This is a genomic window from Sphingomonas qilianensis, from assembly GCF_039614825.1.
GTDB lineage: Bacteria > Pseudomonadota > Alphaproteobacteria > Sphingomonadales > Sphingomonadaceae > Sphingomonas > Sphingomonas qilianensis.
Window position 1 is genome coordinate 418,917 of the sequence record NZ_JBDIMF010000001.1, and the last position, 17,105, is coordinate 436,021.

The window sequence follows — 17,105 nt, forward strand, 5'->3', positions numbered from 1 at the left end:
CAACCATTCAGGCCGTCCTGCGCTGATCCCCGGCAAAGGAGAGCGGTTATGACGACGCTGAAGAAGGGCGACGAGGTTACCTGGAAATCCCCCGGCGGCACGGCGCACGGCACGGTCGAAAAGAAGCAAACCACCCCGACCACGATTAAGGGCCATAAAGTCGCGGCATCACCCGACAATCCGGAATTCATTGTTAGGAGTGACAATGGCGGCAAGGCGGCGCACAAGGAGAGCGCGCTGAAGAAAGCGTGAACCGATGTCGGCTTGAACGGCACATCAGGAAGGAATTTTTATGGCTAAGACTCCCACGGCTGCCAAGAAGGAAGCAGCTCCCAAGAAGGATGCGGCTCCCAAAACGGGTGGCATCCACGCCCCCGTGCAGCCGTCGCCCGAGCTTGGCGCGATCGTTGGCAACGACAAGCTGCCGCGCAGCGAAGTGATCAGCAAGGTCTGGGTCTATATCAAGGAGCACAATCTCCAGAACCCGGAGAACAAGCGCGAAATCCTGGCCGACGAAAAGCTGAAGAAGGTGTTCGGTCGCGACAAGTGCACCATGTTCGAGATGAACAAGTATATCTCGCAGCACGTCAAAGCATAACTCTGGCCCTCGCTGGGGGCGGCCCGCATTGGTTTACCAATGCCGGAATGGTGCCCCCGGCGAGATTCGAACACGCGGCCTACGGTTTAGGAAACCGTCGCTCTATCCGGCTGAGCTACGGGGGCACTGGCAGTTTCCTAGGTTTGCGCATCCGGCAGGTCAACGACCAACCTGCGCTGCAATTACCGCCAGCAAGCCTCAGACAGCGGTGGGAGGCGCCGGATCAGCCGGGCCGCCCTCGGCCGGCGCGATCAGCTGAATGTCGATCGTGCCGTCGTCGAACGGCTCCTCGAGCACCCAGCCTGCCGATGTACGCCACAGCTGTACGCCGCATCCCGAACACACCGAGGTATAAACACCGGTGGTGGCGCGATGGACTCGGCGCCCATCGCGATGATGCGCGCCGAACCGGCACTTCATTTGCTGAACGATGTCCACGTGGATCTCCAACGCTAACGCTGGCAGCTCTATATCACGCGCGCTGTCGCCCAACCGCTTTGCGTTTTGTACAATTCGACCGCGCGCGCGATCGGCGCGTCAGTTGAGCACCTCGGGCGGCACCACGGGCAGCAATAACGGCGCGATCTCCACGCCTTCCTCGATCAACGCGATCGCTTCCGCGCGGGTCGATTGCCCGTGGATCGGCGCGGCGATTTCTTCCCCGGCATGCATCGCACGGGCACGATCAGCGAAAGTTCGCCCTACCCACTGGGATTTTTCCAGCGCTTTGGCCTGCGCGTCGGCCAGCGCACACAGCGCCACCTTGATCGCCTCCGGCGCGATCGTCGCATCTGGGGTAGTTGTCGGCGTGCGCGCACCGGACTGGCGGTTGCCCTTGGCCGCGATATTGGGCGCCATCAGCGCCTTGCCAACTTGCGTATCACCGCACAGCGGGCACGCGACCAGCCCCCGAGCGCGCTGCTCTTCAAACGCTGTGCTCGAGCCAAACCATGCTTCGAACACATGCTGCGCGCCGCAAGTCAGATCGAACACGATCATGATCGTTCCACCGGCGGGATAGCGCGGCGATGTGCCACCACCGGGATGCGGCTCCGCACGGCGGGCACGCGCGCCGGATCGATCTCGGCAAAGCCCAGCCCCGCCGCCATGTCCATATCCAGCACGATCTGACCCCATGGGTCGACCACCAAGGAATGGCCGTATGTCTGGCGGCCATCCTCATGCATCCCCGTCTGCGCCGCCGCGATCACCCAGGCGCCGGCCTCGATCGCGCGTGCCCGCAGCAGCACCTGCCAATGCGCTTCTCCCGTCTCCGCGGTAAACGCTGCCGGTATGCTGAGCACCATCGCCCCCGCATCGCTCAGCGCGCGATAGAGATCGGCGAAGCGCAGGTCATAGCAGATCGACAACCCTACTGGCCCAAGCGGGCTGTCGATCACACAGCTGCGCTCGCCAGGCGCATAGCTGGCGGATTCACGCCAGCTGCCACCCCCCGGCAGATCGACATCGAATAAATGGAGTTTGTCGTAACGCGCGCGGATCGCGCCGCGATCATCGATCATGAAGCTGCGATTGGCCAACTTGCCATCGGGGCGCCGCACCGCCAGCGATCCCAGCTGCACCCAGATGCGATGCGCTGCCGCCCCCGCCTGGACGGCGGCAAGCACCATATCGTCCTCTTCGGCGACGATATGCGCCGCGCTGCGGGCGCGGTCACGATCGAGCAAACCCGACATTTCCGGTGTGAACAGCATGGCCGCGCCGCCGGCAGCGGCGTCGGCGATAGCGGTCTGCAACGTGACGGCATTGACGGCGGGATCGATCCCGCTCGTCATCTGCAGCACGGCGGCCTTCATGCCGCGAGCAGCGCATCCAGCTTGCCACCACGCTCGAGCGCGGCGAGATCGTCGGAGCCGCCGACATGTTTGCCGTTGATGAACACCTGCGGCACGGTCGTCCCACCATTGGCGCGCGACAGCATCTCGGCGCGCTTGGGGCCACCCATGGTGATGTCGAATTCCTCGACCTCAACGTTCTTGGACGACAACAGCTTCAGCGCGCGCGTGCAATACGGGCAGAAGGCTTTGGTATAAATTTCGACTTTGGCCATCGCGTTGAGATGTGGTGCGGAACGCAGCTTGTCAATCCGCCGGCGCCTCGCCCAGCACCCTCGCCCAGCACAGGATCGTGACGTTTGCCGCCCCAGCGCGCAGCAATAGGCGGGTGCAGCCGTCGCTGGTCGCGCCGCTCGTATGCACATCGTCGATCAGCACGACCGCTTTGCCACGCAGCCGCGGCCGGGCGGCGGGTGGCACCGCGAACGCGCCCGAAACGGCGCGCGCGCGATCGCGCGCGCCCAGACCGCGCAACAACGGCGTGGCCTTGCGCCGCACGACTGCCGTGAGATCGGTCGGCACCCCGCTGGTGCGGGACAGCGCCTGCGCGATCAGCCCGGCCTGATTGAATCCGCGCGACCAAATGCGCCAGCGATGCAGCGGCACGGGCACCAGCAGATCGGCATCCTCGGGCAGCCAGCGCGCCATTTGCCGCGCCACCGTCGTAGCAAACGCCGTCCGCCCGCCATATTTGAGCCGCAACGCGACGGTGCGGGCGACCGCACCATAGGCCACCGCCGCGCGCACCCCGGCATGCCGCGGAGGGTAGGCAAGGCAGGCACCGCACACCGCCCCCTCCCCTCGGTCATACTCGAATGGTACATGGCACGCCGCGCACCAGGGCGGCCCCAGAAAGCGCAGCGCGCCAAAGCAGGCGGCGCAAAAGACATGATCCTCCGCCATCACCGTCCCGCATCCGGGGCAGCGCGGCGGCAGCGCAAGGCCGGCGACAAAGTGTAAAGGCCGAAGCAAGGGCGACATGTACATCTTGTCCTACCCGCGCCGACGCGGCACAAGCCCGGGCGTGACCCCACCCGACATCTTCGACCGCCGCCTGCGCCGCCTTCGCCGTGACCGCGCCGCGCCGGGCTATGCCGGGTTCGATTTTCTGCGTGCGCACATGCTGGAGGGAATCGGCGATCGGCTGGACAGCGTCACCCGCCCCTTCACCGACGTGCTCGATTTGGGGTGCTTCGATGCCTCCTTCGCGCCGCCGCCGGGCGCGCGCATCACCCGGCTGGATCCCGGCGCCGCCTTTGCCACCGCCGCCGGTGCCGTGCAGGCCGAGGAGGATCAAGCCAATTTCCCCGACGCCTCGTTCGATCTGATCGTGGCCGCCGGAACGCTCGACACCGTCAGCGATCTCCCGGGAGCACTGGTGCTCGCGCGCCGCGCGCTGCGCCCCGACGGGCTGTTCATCGCCGCCTTTACCGGCGGCAGCACGCTTTCTGCCTTGCGCGCCACGTTACGCGAGGCCGAAGGCGATGCCCCGGCAGCGCGTATTCATCCTCAGGTTGAGGTGCGCGCCGCGGGGGATCTGTTGTCGCGGGCCGGGTTTGCCTTGCCCGTCGCCGATGTCGAAACGCTGTCGGTGCGCTACCGCGATCTATGGAGCTTGCTTCGCGATCTGCGCGGCATGGCGGCCACCAATCTGCTGCCCGGCACACCACCGCTCAGCCGCACGACGCTGGCGCGCGCCGCGCAAATCTTCGCCGATCGTGCCGATCCCGATGGCCGGACACCCGAACGGTTCGACATCATCTATCTCACCGGCTGGGCGCCGGCCCCGACCCAGCCCCAGCCCGCGCGCCGTGGCAGCGCGACGGCATCGCTGACCGACGCGTTGGCCCGCCGCGACTAAGCGGTTCGATCGGCCTAGCCGATCATCCCGTCGCCAGCCGCCTTGGCGAGCATCCGGCCCATCGTGTCGAACAGCGAATCCATCGCCACCGGCTTGAACAGCACTTCATCCGCGCCCTGAGCAATGCACCGCTCGCGCAGGTCCACCGCGGTGTCGGCGGTCACCACGATGATCGGCAGTTTGGCCTTGGCGTCGGGTCGCGCGCGAATATGCTTGATCGCGGTGATGCCATCCATTCCGGGCATGCGCAGATCGACCAGAATGATGGCATAATCATGCTGGTCGATCAGCTGCAGCCCGATCTCGGCGCTTTCCGCGCCCGTCATCGTCGCGCCCGCGACGTCGAGCATATCGCTGACGACACGACGGTTCATCGTGTCATCCTCGATAAACAGGACGTTCATGAGCGCAGCGCCCGGATAGTCTCGATAATCGGCATGATGGCGGTGCCTATCGTCTCATGTCGCGGGCGAAACAAGGCGATCGCCCGACAAATTGTAAGAATTGAACAATTTCGCAATCAAAGTGGCTGCCGTAATCGGTTTGGCGATGACCTGCCCGATCCCGGTGGCCAGCAATGCCGCTTGGCACTGCTCATCGGGTGCGGCCCATAACAGGCTGGTCGCCACGCCATGCGCCGCCGCCGCGTCGGCGATGGCAGCCAGCGCTGCCTCGCCATCCGGCTCGCCGGCAATCGTGGCATCGTCGATCAGCACTTGCGCCACACGGCCGCCACGGATCTTGCCCACCGCCTCCTCGGCCGACGACGCAAAATCGACCGCCCCGGCATGCGGCTCCAGCACGGCGCGCAGCATGCTGCGCGTGATCGGGCTGCGGTCCACGATCAGCAATGCCGTCTGATCCTGTCGCGTCGACACCACATGTGGCGCGACCGCGGCGATCAGCGGAAGATCGATCGTGAAAGTTGCGCCTTCTCCCGGCCGGCTGGCCACGCGCACGTCGCCATCCATTGCCCGCGCCAGATTACGGCAAATCGCCAGCCCCAGCCCGGTCCCGCCAAATTGCCGCGTCGTCCCGGCATCGACCTGGCGGAACGATTCGAAAATCAGTTCATGCTTGGCCGCGGGAATGCCGATTCCGCTATCGCTGACGGCGATCACCACGCGGCCGCCATCGCTGCCCGCGCGCAGCGCGATCGTGCCGCGCTCCGTGAACTTGAGCGCGTTGGACAACAGATTGAACACGATCTGCCGCAGCCGCGCCGGATCGCCCAGGATCCAGTTCGGGCTCTGCGCAACGTCGAGCACGAAGCCGATCCCGCGCGCCTCGGCCTGTTCGCGCCACAATTTGGCGACCTCCTCCAGCGTCACACGCAAATCGAACGGCGTCTGCTCGATCGTCAGATTGCCGGTCTCGATCTTGGCGACATCCAGAATATCATCGACCAGCGCGCGCATCGTCAGTCCGGCGCCGTGCACGATTCCGATCCGCTCGCGCAGCGCTGCGCTCAGCGTGCGATCGGTCAGCATCACTTGCGTCATGCCAAGAATGCCGTTGAGCGGCGTGCGAATCTCATGACTTGTCGTGGCGAGGAATTCGGTCTTCGCTGCCAGCGCCTTGGCCAAGGCGGTATTGGTCGCGGCAAGATCGATATTCGCGACGCGCACCTGATCACGGCTGCGCCGCAGCGTGAAGATGCCGAAGGCCAGCAAGGTGACGATCGTCATCACCACCAGCGCGATGCCAATGGCGATATTCTGCCGCGTGACGGCCTGCGCCTGCTGGAAATCGATATTGCGCTGCAATTCGTCCGCCTTGAGCTGTGCGATGCGCAATTCCTGATTGGCAAAGTCGAACCTTGCCGCGGCCAGCGAGGTATTGGCCGAGGCGGCGAGACGCGATGTCTGATCGTCCAGCCGCTTTAGCGTTTCTAAATGGACCAGCGCCTTACTGTCCTGTCCCGACTGCCGGAAAATCTCATAGGCAGCCTTATGACCCTCGCGCATATCCAACGTGGTCTTGCCAAGATCTACGCCATCGAAGCTGCGATCGATCAATTTTATAGCGCCTGTAATATCGCCACGATGAAATGCTGACGTTGCCGCGAGAACCCAAAATTGGTTGCGAGCCTCCGCGGCCTGACCAGATCGGGTTAACGCCACTCCCCGAGCGATGGTCCGATCGGCCTTATCAAACTGGCCGGCAACCAGTTGGCCCCGCGCAATATTGCTCAGCACGCGAGCCTCCATGGCAGGGCTCTTTTGCGCACGTGCTAGCTCCAGCGCCTTGCCTAGCTGCTCCTCCGCCGCAGCGATCCGACCAAGCTCCTTAAGTGCGTTAGCTCTATTATTGTATATCGCATATAATATTTGAGAATCGCCTCGATAGACGTCTATTGCTTGTTTGTAGTATTTTAGAGAATTATTATAATCTTCCGCTTCTTGATACAGTAAGGCAATACTTAGCAAAGACACCGCTTGACTACGCTGATCACCAATATCTCTAAAGATATTGTGTGCCCGCTGGTAATCGGCCAGCGCCGCCGCCACGTTCCCGGTAGACGTGCGCAAGCCGCCCCGCGATACCAAAAGGTCACCATTGAGCTTCGTCGCTCGCCCCGTACGCATTGCGATGGCAATGGCCCGGTCAATAAGGGGGGCCGCTTTCGCCGAGTTATTAAGGCGCAAATAGGCTTCGCCCTCAAGCCATTGAGCAGTGGCCAATCCAATCATGCGGCGTCTGCCGTCCAAACGGCTCGCCCATTGCGCCGCACGTCTCGCGCTCAGCAGCGTTTTGGCCGGGTCGATGAGCATCATCGCTTTGGCATCAGCGATGGCCGCGTCGAATTGCGCGCCGTGTTTGATTTGCGCTGCGCCGGTGGCGGGTGTGGGTTGCTCGGCCACAGCCACACTGCTGGTAGCAGTCACCCAACATGCGGCAGTGACGATCAGTAAGGCGAAACGACGAAAGCTCATTTGAGCTTGGTAGACGGCAATTCTTAAATCCGTGCTAACCGAACAACCCCAAGGAATCAGGCGCTTTTCCAGAAACTTGCGGGCCGGCTAAACATGGATTTGACGTTATTTTCCCCCAGCTCGAGGTGATCCTCGAGCAGAAACTTTCGAAACGCGTCGATCGCGATCGGGCGGCTGATAAGATAGCCTTGGACCATATCGCACCCCATGACGGTCAACAACGCAAGCGCCGCCTGCGTTTCCACGCCTTCCGCCGTTACCTCCATCTCCAGCGCATGCGCCAAATCAATCGTCGATCGTACAATCAGCGGATCGCGATGGCTGCTGGTGAGCTGCATCACGAACAATTTGTCGATTTTCAACTCGCGTGCTGGCAGCTGTTTCAAATAGGCTAGCGACGACAGTCCGGCGCCGTAGTCATCGATGGCGATCGTGATGCCGACATCGGCGAAGATCTGCAGATGCGCGATCGCCACCTGCGGATCGCGGATAACCGAGGTCTCGGTAATCTCGAACCCGATCTTTGCCTCGCCGGCGCGCACCAACGCGCAGGCACGATCCACGAACGCCGCGTCACCGAGCAGTTGCCCCGAAATATTGATAAAGATCGTCAGGTCGTGGCCGTCGGCAGCAATGATATTCTGGTCGGCAATCACGCGCTCGAGCGTCCACAACGTCAACGGGCCGATCTGCCGGATTTCCTCCGCCAGCGGGATGAAATCACCCGGATAGACCAGCCCGCGGGTTGGGTGCTGCCACCGCACCAGCGCTTCAGCGCTGGCGATCTCGCGGCGCCGAACATGCACTTTGGGCTGATAATGCAAAAACATTTCACGATTAGCGATTGCTTCGCCCAGCTCACGCGCCAGCGTTAACTTGTCGAAGGCCGGTGAGCCAACCGAAAGGTCACGAACCACCGAGCGTTGTTCGATCCGCGCCTGCTCCATCGTGGACTCGGCTTCCTCGATCAATCGCACCTCTGCGGTATGACCAAGCGGCGCCGATGCGACCGCAAATAACATCGTAACAGTGTGTGGCTCGCCCGCGACTTCGACCGGCACTGCAAATAATCGGCCTAATTGGTCGACCGCATCTTGCGCCTCCGCCAACGCATCGCCGTCAAAGGCGATCTCGATCGAGGCGCGCCCGATAACCTGCAGGCGCGCCGCTGGCAGTGCAGCGGCAATGCGACCGACAACTTCTGCAACCATTTGAGCGACCTGCGCACGGCCAATGCGACGGCGCAACGCATCGAAATTACTAAGTTCGGCCAAACCGAGAAACGTCCATCCACTAGTGGCAAATCTGATTGGATCATTTTTGGGGGGCGGCAGCGTTGCGTCCACAAGCGATTTGTTGCTCACAACGTCATGTGCATCCGCATTGGCAGCAAGCAGTGGCATGGTAGCAAGCTCCACCGTGGAAAGCTGACCGGACAGGCACTTGGTTGTCGAAGCGCTGACCATAGCCGCCGTTAGCGGCGGAGACCTAAACGAACCGTTAATCGCACCGGCCGGACTCAGCAGATCGGCCTAAAACCAATTGAATCATCGTTAAAATCTCGTTAACGACTCCTTGCACTCAACTGAGTGCGTTAAGGGAGAAAACCCATGCTGAAGTTCCTGCTTTCGCTGATTTACGGCGACAACGTTCGCCCCTGGTAAATTCAGGTGATCGATCCGGTCCCGAGCTAATTTCACAGTATTAGAAGCGTTTAGCACCGGGATCGGAAAGATCTCGATAGCCTTCCCGAGGATCCTGCGCGCGACAATAGACAATCTATCGCAAGCGTTGTCGCGTTATCGACATTGTACGAATCGCCGTTAACGATGCCGTATCACCCTTGCAGCTTCGGCCTCCGTGGCGCCCCGGCATGCTGGCTGGTCGATCAGGCCCCTGCCGCAGCAATCGCCACGTCGGAAGACACCGTTTTGGGCGCCGGATTGGTGAAATCCATTTCCGTATCCACGGAGCCATATTTCAGCGTCACCAGATCCTTCGCGTAATTCTGATATAGCTTCCAGGGATGGCGGTCCCCCTGTTTGGGGAACTTCGCCATGGCACGCATCACATAGCCCGATGTGAAATCGAGGAACGGCGCGGGCTGCAGTGCTTCTCCGCCGATACGCGGCGTCGCCTGGCGTAGCCCGCGCTTGCGCATCGTGTTGAGCAAGCGGCAGACATAGGCTGCGGTCAGATCCGCCTTCAGGGTCCAGGAGGCGTTGGTATAGCCGAACGACGCGGCGAGATTGGGCACGCCCGAATACATCATGCCTTTGTAATTGTACGTTTGGGCCAGATCGATCGAGGCGCCATCCACGCTGAACGCGACACCGCTGAGCAGTTGCAGCTCCAGCCCCGTCGCCGTCACGATCACATCCGCGGGAAGCTCGCGCCCGCTCTCCAGCACGATACCGGTCGGGGTGAACCGCGCGATCCGGTCGGTCACGACATCGGATGTCCCGGCCTTGATCGAGTCGAACAGGTCGGCATCCGGCACCAGGCAAAGCCGCTGATCCCACGGATTGTAGCGCGGCGTGAAATGCGTTGCCACGTCATACTCCGGCCCGAGCTGCTCGCGCACCATGCCCAGCAGGCGCTGCTTGACCTTCTCCGGCTTTTTGCGCGCGAGATTGAAGAAGAACATGCTGAACAGCACGTTTTTCCACCGTGTAATGCCATAGGCGGCCTTGGCGGGCAGCCGGGCGCGCAGCCAGTTGGCCAGCTTGTCCTCGCTCGGCCGCGACACGACATAGGTCGGCGAGCGCTGCAGCATCGTCACGTGCGCTGCGGTCTTGGCCATCTCCGGCACCAAGGTGACCGCGGTCGCGCCGCTGCCGATCACCACGACCTGCTTGCCGGCATATTCCAGATCGCTCGGCCAATGCTGTGGATGCACGATCCGTCCGGCAAAATCGGCTGCGCCGGGAAAGTCCGGCGTGTGGCCCTGGGCGTAGTTGTAATAGCCCGAGCACATGAAGAGGAAGTTGCAGGTGTAGCGCGCCGTTCCCTCCGGATGCTCGACGCTGACCGTCCAGCGCGCCTCCTTGCTCGACCAGGCCGCCGTCTTCACGTGCTGCCCGTAGCGGATGTGCCGGTCGATGCCGTTTTCCCGTGCGGTTTCCTGCAGATAGTGCAAAATCGACGGGCCATCCGCGATCGCTTTCGCCGCGGTCCACGGCTTGAACGAATAGCCCAATGTATACATGTCGGAATCTGAGCGGATGCCGGGATAGCGAAACAGATCCCAGGTGCCGCCGAGCTGCGGCCGCCCCTCAAGGACGACGTAGCTGCGATCCGGGCACAGCGTCTGCAAATGATACCCGGCGCCAATACCCGAAATGCCCGCGCCGACAATCACGACATCGAAATGTTCTAGCGACATTTGTCTCTCCTGCCGCGACGATAGGATATCTATCGGTTGCAGAAAAGGACTGTTCGCGGCGGCGGGCGTGTCTCTCAGAAGTCCTTCGAGTAACGCACGCTCACGTTCGATCCGCCGAACGACCCCGCCTGCGAGAGAATGCTGATGCTCTTGGTCAGCGCCACCTGCAGCTGCGTGGCGGCAAAGCCCCGCGAGTCGGTGATGATCTCGATATAGATATCATCGGTCAGATATTTGCCCGCCGCCAGCGCCGTGCCGCGCCCGCTTGCCTCGTCCGCCCCCAGGATGCGCAGGCGATCGATGCCCGTTGCCGAGCGCAATTTGCCCAGCGGATTGAGCCCGCCGCCCGAACCGCGCAGCGAATTGAGCGCCGAGGCCAGTTGCAGCGCCTCGGTGGCCGACAGGTTGGTGACCGACGAGCCGAACAGCAAGCGGCTCAGCACCTCGTCCTGCGGCAGCGACGGCGTCGACGAGAAGGCGATCTGCGGGTTCTGCCCGGTGCCCGTCACGTTGATGTTGACGGTGATGCCGTTGGTCGTCGTGCTCGCGGTGATCGCAATCTCGGGATCGGAGAGCAGCCCGCCGTTGAAGCGCACATCGCCCTTGGTGATCTCGAAGCGCTTACCCGAGAAGCTGTAGGTGCCGCGGACGATCTGAATCCGCCCAACCACCCTGGGTGCCGCCGAGGTGCCGCCGACGCGCAGGTCCATCTCCCATTCGGATTCGAGCCCCATGCCCGACACGAACAGCTGATTGTCCGCGCGCACCCGCAGATCCAGCTTGAACAGGCCGGCAGAGGCCACCGCGGGCCGATCCGTCGGCCGGGTCACGGCATCGCTCTTGCGGCGCACACCGGTCAGTTCGGCGACGTCGGCCTGCCCCTGACGGATAATCTCGTAGCGCGCGTCGGGGATCGTCAGATCGCCCTTGATCAGCCCACCCGCGGCCTTGCTGTTGGTGATCGCGATCGTGCCGCTGGCGGTGGCGCCGAGCGCATCGCTTTTGGCCAGCCGCGCATTGTTCAGGCGCGCACGGATATCGATCGGGAAGCCCTCGGCGGCGGCAAAGCCCACCGAGCCCTGCGCCTGCACCGTGCCGTCGCCGGCCCTGGCCTGCAATTGCGTGATCTCCAGCCGCGAATTGTTGAACCGCCCGGCCAGCCGGATGTTCGACAGCCGCGTGCCATAGGTCTCGTTTTCATAAGCGAGCTTATCGGCGCGGATCACGCCGTTGAGCGTCGGATTCTGCAATCGCCCGCCGAAATCGGCGGCAATGGCGATCCCGCCGGTCAGCGACTGGTCGGGCTGCGCCGCCAGGCTGAACAGCACGCCGGCCGGGCCGTTATAGCGGATGCCGCCCGAGAGCGGTGCGGCGAGCAGTCGCTCGCTCCACGAGGTGCCGCCCGGGATCGGCTGCAACGTCGCCACCATCCGCCCTACGGTGTTGGCCCCACGCTTGACCAGAGCACGACCCTCGCCGCCACTTTGCGCCAGCTTGCCGGCGAACACGATATCGACCGGATCGGATACAGCCGAGAGGCTCGACCGGGTGAAATTGGTCACCGTCAGCCGCCCGTCTGCCACCGGGAAAGCGGCGGCGTTGGCCTGGCTGAAGTCGAGACTGCCCGTCGCCGTGCCGCCCAGCCCGAGATTCGGGATCAGCGCATTGGCCACCGACAGATCGAGCCGATCGAGCCGCAGCTGCGCGGTCGTGCCGCGGCCATAGGTGCCGGCAATGCGCGCGGTCCCCTTGTCGAAGTCGAGCCGCGTCGGCAGCAGACGATAGCCCGCACCCTCAAGCTGGATGCGCGCTGGCGCTGCGGTGCGGAAGCCGATGCCATTGGCGCGCCCCTGAATCGCCGCCAGCCACAATTTGGGGCTTAGCCGCGCATTGATCGCGATGTTGAACGGCACGCCGTTGGAGCCGGTCGCCACGGCCTGCGCGGTGCCGCTGCCCCCGGCATAATTGATCTTCACGCGCGCCGAGGACAGCACCGTCGGGCCATACCGCATGTCGGCGATCTGCACATCGGCGCGCACCTGTGGCTGATCGTACAGCACGATATTGGCGGCGATGATGGCGCGCCCGATGGTAAAGTCGGCGGCGCCCGGGATCTTCGCGGCATAAGCACGCGCGGCGATATCAGCGCGCTGATACTGGCCCTGCGCGGCGAGATTGGCCGCACCGGTGATGCCGGAGCCAGCGAACTGCACGCGCCCGACGAATGGCCCCGCCGGCGCCTGTTGCACGCGCCCGCTGAAATTCATCCCGGCAAATCGGCCGCTGCGGATATCCACCGCCAGCACCGGGCTTGGCCGCACGATCACATCGGCGCTGAACGGACCGTAATCGGTCCCGCCGCTCGCCACGATGGCGTATGACGTACCGTTGCCGCGCACCCGCGCTTCGAGATTGACCAGCCCCACGCCGACGCCCGGCCGCGGCGCGCGCAGCACCACGATTGGCGCGGTCGCGCTGCCGCTGACACGCGCGGTCAGCGGGCCATAGGCAGTCGAATAGGCATCGGCATTGACCAGCAACGCGCCGCTCGGATCGTACCGCCCCGAACCGCCCGTCACGCGGAACTGTGGCGCGTTCATGCGCAGGTTGCGGAAGGTGATCACGCCGCTCGGATCATAGCCGATATCGGTGCGCACCACGGCATTGCCGCCCAGGAAATCGCGCACGCCCGCATTGAAGATCTGCGAGGTCCGCGCGACCACACGCCCCATGATGCCGAACCCGCCGCTCGGCACCGTTACCAGTTTGGCATCCGTCGTGATGTTCAGGATACCGATGCTCTCCAGCCGATAGCCGTTTACCGTGCCGTTCAGCGCGCCGGTATAGCGCCCGGTCTGCATATTGGCGGCGACGATCGCAGTCGCATTGATGCGGCGCGAGCGGATCTTGAGATTGTCGGACAGGATGTTGACACCGGAGATCGCCAGATCGCCGTTGATCGTGACGTTGTCGAGCAGATCGCCCGCCGCCGCATTCAGCCCGGCGATGCGCCGCGCGCGCGCCGCGATCGGCACCATGATGTGATCGGCATCCACCGTGGCCAGCCCAGAGGCATACAGATCGTCGACGCGCGTCTCACCGAAGCCGATGCTTGCCGCCTTGATCACGTAATTGACCGTCGGCGTGGCAAACGCGCCATCCAGCACGACGCTCGCCGCCACATCGCGGCCGTTGAGATTGGGCAGAATCGCGCCCGGTGTCAGCAGCCGCGCGTCGACCTTGAGGTTGCCGAAGCGGCTCGTCGCCAGATCGATCAGGCCCTGCCCGGCCACCGCCAGCGCGTCGGATTTGAGCTGGAACCGCGTATTGACCTTGCGCGCGTCAAGCGTGGCATCGATCGCCAGATCGAGCTGCGGCGCGGTGAGCGCGGCAAGCGGATTGCCGGCATCGGGCTGCTGCCCGCGCCCGGCACGGACCTGCGCCACGCCTTCGGCGGGTGTGTCGGCGTACAGCGCCGGATGCGCGGTGCCGCGCACCTTGAACGCGCCGTCATTCGCCGCGAGGTTGAGATCGGCGAGCGACTTGCCACCGAGCGTGGCAACCGCCTTGCCTGTCCATGCCTGCCACGTGCCGTTGCCCATCACCGTGGCGTCCAGCGGCTGCTTCAGCCCCGCCATGGTCGAGACGACGCCATCGGCTGGCGCGGTCAGCCGCGCATCGACGGTCAAGCGGTTCTGGTCCGGCACCGCATCGAGCTTGAGCAGCAGCCGATCGCCACCGGCGATGCCGGGGCCGGTCAGCGCCAGCGCGTTGGCGGAAATCTGCGCGCGCGCATCGGCGATATGCACGGCGCTGTCGAAACGCAGGATGTGCGGCGCGCCCGACACGGCCTTGGCGATGACGAACCGATCGACCGTCAGCCGGTCGATATCGATATCCAGGTCAGGCAGCAGTGGCGCGTTGGGATCGCTCGGCACGGCCTTGAGCTCGGGCGACCGCGCCAGCGTGATCAGCTTGGCGCTGGCCGACGTCACATCGACATGATTGTTGGCGAATGCGAACGGCCGCCAATCGACATCCAGCCGTGGGGAGGTCAGAAACACGCCTTTGGGATCGCTGACGCGCACATCGCTCAGCACCATCTTGCCGTAAATAGATCCGTCGATCCGCCCGACCTTGATGTTCAGCCCGGAGGCAGTGTTATACCCGCCGATATAATTGGCGATGATCCGCCGCCCCGGCCCGGTATCCACGCCGAAGAACAACAAGGCGATCAGCACGGCCAAACTGAGCACGGCAATGCCGAGCCATTTCAGGATGCGCTGCCACAGCGGGCGCGGCGCGACCACGACGGTTTCAGTAGTCGGCTCGTCGGCCATCAGAATGCCTGCCCGATCGAGATATAAAGCGCGACCTTGCCGTCGCCTTCACGCGGGTTGAGCGGCGTGGCGACATCGACACGCATCGGCCCGAAATTGGTGTAAAATCGCCCGCCGATCCCGGCGCCGTAGCGCAGATCCTGCCCCTTGGGCATGATGCCTTCATAGGCATTGCCGCCATCGATAAAAGGCACGATGCCATAATCGCCGAAGCGATAACGTGCCTCCAGCGAGAATTCGTTGATGCTGCGCCCGCCGACGGGATCACCATTGGGATCGAACGGCCCCAGCCGTTGATAGCCATAGCCGCGCACCGAGCCGCCACCGCCGCCATAGTACCGCCTGGACGGCGCCAGATCGTCGCGATCGATGCCCGGGATCGTGCCCGCGCGGATGCGGCCAGCGAGCACGATGCTGTCGCTCACCGCCTGATAGATACTCCCTTCGACCAGCACCCGGGCATAGGGCTTCACGCCACCGCTGACCGCGGTTTCCGGGCTGACGCTGAGCTTCAGGCGATAGCCCTTGGTAGGATTGAGCAGGCTGTCCGATCGATCGAACAGCACCTGGCCCGGCAACGCGAAAATGCCATAGGTGCGGCGTTCGCGTTGCAGCGTGCTGAAATCGTAGACGCTTTCGTTCGTGCCGGTCAGCTCGAAGCCATAGGCATAGCTGAACTTCTTCTGCCAGATCGGCGTCGAATCATAGCTGATCCGCCCGGATACCGTCCCCGTAAACGCATCGAACGCATCGTAATTGGAATGATTGGCCGATGCGGTCAGCGTGACCGTGCGATCGCGCTTGCCGGCGTTCATGCGGCGGAACGTGCCGCTCGCGCCCTGCGCCTGCGTACCGGCAATGATCGTGCCGATCAGCGCGCCTTCCGGGCGGAATGCGTTGCGATGCGTGAACGACCCTTCTGCGGTGAAGCCCTGCCCCGTGCTGTAGCCCAGGCTTCCGGCCAGCGAGCGCGGCGGCCCTGCTTGCTGGCGCACGAGCAGATTGACCTGCTCGGTGCCATCCGGCCCCGGCGTGCCTGTGCGCACCGGCTCGACCGAGACGGTGGAGAACAATCCTGTCGCGACCAAAGCCTGGCGCAGATCGTCGACCTTGCGATTGTCGTACAGCTCGCCTTGCTTGAAGCGCGCGAGCACGCCGACATGCTCGGCATCGAACGCCAGCTTGCCCTCGGTCGAATAGCTGCCGAACGACGAGCGCGGGCCGGTATCCACCGGCAGCGTATAGTCGCCGGTCCATTTGGCATCGTCGAGCAGGATGTCGCGCTGGCCGAGCGTGATGAACGGATAGCCCTGTTGCGGCAGCTTGAGCGCCAGATTGGCCTCCGCTCCCTGCACGCGATCCGCCTCGATCCGGTCGCCCACCACCAGCGGCAGCTCGCGGCGCAGCAGATCGGGCGGCGTCACCGGATCGGCGGTGATCGTCACCGAGGACAGCGTGTAGACCTTGCCCGGCGTGGCGGAGACGATTGCCTTGATCCGGCCGTTCGTATCGCCCGCGGCCGGCTGCTCGATCGTCGAGATCGCCGTACCGTCATAATAGCCTTTGGATTTCATCAGCCGCACCGCCAGCGCTTCATCCTCGCGCCCGCGTGCCGCTACCATCGCCGCATTGGCCGCCTCGCCATCGCCTTCCTTGAGCGCGGACAGGCCGTTGAACAGCCCCGTCGCCTCGATCGCGTCGAGCCCGCGGACGTCGGTATCGTAGCGGATCACCACCGTTTTCTCGTCGTCGGTATCGGCCAGCTCGATCGGCGGCGTGGTGTCGTAGGATCCCAACGTCGGCAGCGGCGCGACCAGATCGGGCTCGGCCTGCGCAACCGGGGTCAATACGTCATCCGGCGTCGCCTGTGCGGTGTCGGCGGGTGCCGGCATCGCCTCGAGCGGCGCATTGATGTCATCGGACAAGGCCGGCAGCGCGGCGTCGAATTCGGCATCGGACACGATCGGCTGATCGGTCGCGGCGTCGGCGGGCGGCACCTCGACCGGCGGCGCCCCGGGCGTCTGTTGCGCCGGTGCCATGCCCGCCAACGCCAACACTGCCCAACTCGACGTAAGCCACAAACCAGTCAAAACGCTTACTTTCTTTTGGGCGCGGCCGGCACCGCCTAT

General features: G+C 63.9%; 15 protein-coding genes, 1 tRNA gene and 1 pseudogene. 4 read left to right on the top strand and 13 right to left on the bottom strand.

The window, feature by feature from the left end:
* Nucleotides 1-48: 48 nt before the first annotated feature.
* Both ABC969_RS02020 and ABC969_RS02025 read left to right on the top strand, forming a co-directional pair.
* Nucleotides 49-252: a hypervirulence associated TUDOR domain-containing protein gene (locus ABC969_RS02020; RefSeq protein WP_345862610.1), complete on the top strand. Its 204-nt coding sequence runs from the start codon at nucleotides 49-51 to the stop codon at nucleotides 250-252.
* A 40-nt stretch (nucleotides 253-292) separates the two neighbouring features.
* Entirely contained in the window at nucleotides 293-598 is a 306-nt protein-coding gene (locus tag ABC969_RS02025; RefSeq protein WP_345862612.1) for an SWIB/MDM2 domain-containing protein, read from the top strand.
* Between the two features lie 48 nt (nucleotides 599-646).
* On the opposite strand, the gene ABC969_RS02030 is transcribed toward ABC969_RS02025, so the two are convergent.
* The 6 genes from ABC969_RS02030 to ABC969_RS02055 all read right to left on the bottom strand — a co-directional run bounded on the left by ABC969_RS02030 (nucleotide 647) and on the right by ABC969_RS02055 (nucleotide 3,435).
* Nucleotides 647-723 (bottom strand) — tRNA-Arg (locus ABC969_RS02030).
* Between the two features lie 73 nt (nucleotides 724-796).
* A complete protein-coding gene (locus ABC969_RS02035; RefSeq protein ID WP_345862614.1) occupies nucleotides 797-1,036 on the bottom strand; it encodes a hypothetical protein in 240 nt (79 codons plus the stop codon).
* A gap of 99 nt (nucleotides 1,037-1,135) precedes the next feature.
* A complete protein-coding gene (locus ABC969_RS02040; protein WP_345862615.1) occupies nucleotides 1,136-1,597 on the bottom strand; it encodes a DUF1178 family protein in 462 nt (153 codons plus the stop codon).
* Entirely contained in the window at nucleotides 1,594-2,415 is an 822-nt protein-coding gene (locus ABC969_RS02045; protein WP_345862616.1) for a carbon-nitrogen hydrolase family protein, read from the bottom strand. Before ABC969_RS02045 ends, ABC969_RS02040 begins: the two co-directional genes overlap by 4 nt.
* Nucleotides 2,412-2,669: a glutaredoxin 3 gene (gene grxC / locus ABC969_RS02050; RefSeq protein WP_345862617.1), complete on the bottom strand. Its 258-nt coding sequence runs from the start codon at nucleotides 2,667-2,669 to the stop codon at nucleotides 2,412-2,414. Before grxC ends, ABC969_RS02045 begins: the two co-directional genes overlap by 4 nt.
* A gap of 31 nt (nucleotides 2,670-2,700) precedes the next feature.
* Entirely contained in the window at nucleotides 2,701-3,435 is a 735-nt protein-coding gene (locus tag ABC969_RS02055) for a ComF family protein (protein ID WP_345862618.1), read from the bottom strand.
* A 43-nt stretch (nucleotides 3,436-3,478) separates the two neighbouring features.
* Here ABC969_RS02055 and ABC969_RS02060 point away from each other — a divergent pair, with 43 nt between their 5' ends.
* Nucleotides 3,479-4,315 carry a methyltransferase domain-containing protein gene (locus ABC969_RS02060; RefSeq protein ID WP_345862620.1) on the top strand — a complete coding sequence of 279 codons (837 nt, stop codon included), beginning with the start codon at nucleotides 3,479-3,481 and terminating at the stop codon, nucleotides 4,313-4,315.
* 14 nt (nucleotides 4,316-4,329) lie between these two features.
* Here ABC969_RS02060 and ABC969_RS02065 read toward each other — a convergent pair whose 3' ends face one another.
* From ABC969_RS02065 to ABC969_RS16455, 3 genes and pseudogenes are all read right to left on the bottom strand, one after another.
* Complete coding sequence (locus ABC969_RS02065; protein ID WP_345862622.1) at nucleotides 4,330-4,719, bottom strand: response regulator; 390 nt, start codon at nucleotides 4,717-4,719, stop codon at nucleotides 4,330-4,332.
* Nucleotides 4,720-4,773: 54 nt separating this feature from the next.
* Complete coding sequence (locus ABC969_RS02070) at nucleotides 4,774-6,333, bottom strand: ATP-binding protein (RefSeq protein WP_345862623.1); 1,560 nt, start codon at nucleotides 6,331-6,333, stop codon at nucleotides 4,774-4,776.
* 219 nt (nucleotides 6,334-6,552) lie between these two features.
* Nucleotides 6,553-6,825, bottom strand: a pseudogene (locus ABC969_RS16455) (tetratricopeptide repeat protein); the annotation flags it as partial.
* Between ABC969_RS16455 and ABC969_RS02075 the strand changes: the two are divergent.
* A complete protein-coding gene (locus tag ABC969_RS02075; protein WP_345862624.1) occupies nucleotides 6,754-7,230 on the top strand; it encodes a hypothetical protein in 477 nt (158 codons plus the stop codon). The pseudogene ABC969_RS16455 and the gene ABC969_RS02075 overlap by 72 nt on opposite strands.
* A 77-nt stretch (nucleotides 7,231-7,307) precedes the next feature.
* Here the strand turns inward: ABC969_RS02075 and ABC969_RS02080 are convergent, their stop codons facing one another.
* From ABC969_RS02080 to ABC969_RS02095, 4 genes are all read right to left on the bottom strand, one after another.
* On the bottom strand, nucleotides 7,308-8,654 hold the full coding sequence (locus tag ABC969_RS02080; protein WP_345862625.1) for an EAL domain-containing protein: 1,347 nt from the start codon (nucleotides 8,652-8,654) through the stop codon (nucleotides 7,308-7,310).
* 485 nt (nucleotides 8,655-9,139) lie between these two features.
* A complete protein-coding gene (locus ABC969_RS02085; protein ID WP_345862627.1) occupies nucleotides 9,140-10,636 on the bottom strand; it encodes a flavin-containing monooxygenase in 1,497 nt (498 codons plus the stop codon).
* Nucleotides 10,637-10,710: 74 nt separating this feature from the next.
* On the bottom strand, nucleotides 10,711-14,976 hold the full coding sequence (locus tag ABC969_RS02090) for a translocation/assembly module TamB domain-containing protein (RefSeq protein WP_345862628.1): 4,266 nt from the start codon (nucleotides 14,974-14,976) through the stop codon (nucleotides 10,711-10,713).
* Nucleotides 14,976-17,015 (bottom strand): BamA/TamA family outer membrane protein, encoded by a 2,040-nt coding sequence (locus tag ABC969_RS02095; RefSeq protein ID WP_345862629.1) that lies wholly within the window; start codon nucleotides 17,013-17,015, stop codon nucleotides 14,976-14,978. Before ABC969_RS02095 ends, ABC969_RS02090 begins: the two co-directional genes overlap by 1 nt.
* Nucleotides 17,016-17,105: the final 90 nt, after the last annotated feature.

Coding starts and splice junctions, on each gene's coding strand:
- ABC969_RS02020 (WP_345862610.1), top strand. CDS start 49: ATGACGACGCTGAAGAAGGGCGACGAGGTTACCTGGAAATCCCCCGGC.
- ABC969_RS02025 (WP_345862612.1), top strand. CDS start 293: ATGGCTAAGACTCCCACGGCTGCCAAGAAGGAAGCAGCTCCCAAGAAG.
- ABC969_RS02040 (WP_345862615.1), bottom strand. CDS start 1,597: ATGATCGTGTTCGATCTGACTTGCGGCGCGCAGCATGTGTTCGAAGCA.
- ABC969_RS02045 (WP_345862616.1), bottom strand. CDS start 2,415: ATGAAGGCCGCCGTGCTGCAGATGACGAGCGGGATCGATCCCGCCGTC.
- grxC (WP_345862617.1), bottom strand. CDS start 2,669: ATGGCCAAAGTCGAAATTTATACCAAAGCCTTCTGCCCGTATTGCACG.
- ABC969_RS02055 (WP_345862618.1), bottom strand. CDS start 3,435: ATGTCGCCCTTGCTTCGGCCTTTACACTTTGTCGCCGGCCTTGCGCTG.
- ABC969_RS02065 (WP_345862622.1), bottom strand. CDS start 4,719: ATGAACGTCCTGTTTATCGAGGATGACACGATGAACCGTCGTGTCGTC.
- ABC969_RS02080 (WP_345862625.1), bottom strand. CDS start 8,654: ATGCCACTGCTTGCTGCCAATGCGGATGCACATGACGTTGTGAGCAAC.
- ABC969_RS02085 (WP_345862627.1), bottom strand. CDS start 10,636: ATGTCGCTAGAACATTTCGATGTCGTGATTGTCGGCGCGGGCATTTCG.
- ABC969_RS02090 (WP_345862628.1), bottom strand. CDS start 14,976: ATGGCCGACGAGCCGACTACTGAAACCGTCGTGGTCGCGCCGCGCCCG.
- ABC969_RS02095 (WP_345862629.1), bottom strand. CDS start 17,015: ATGGCACCGGCGCAACAGACGCCCGGGGCGCCGCCGGTCGAGGTGCCG.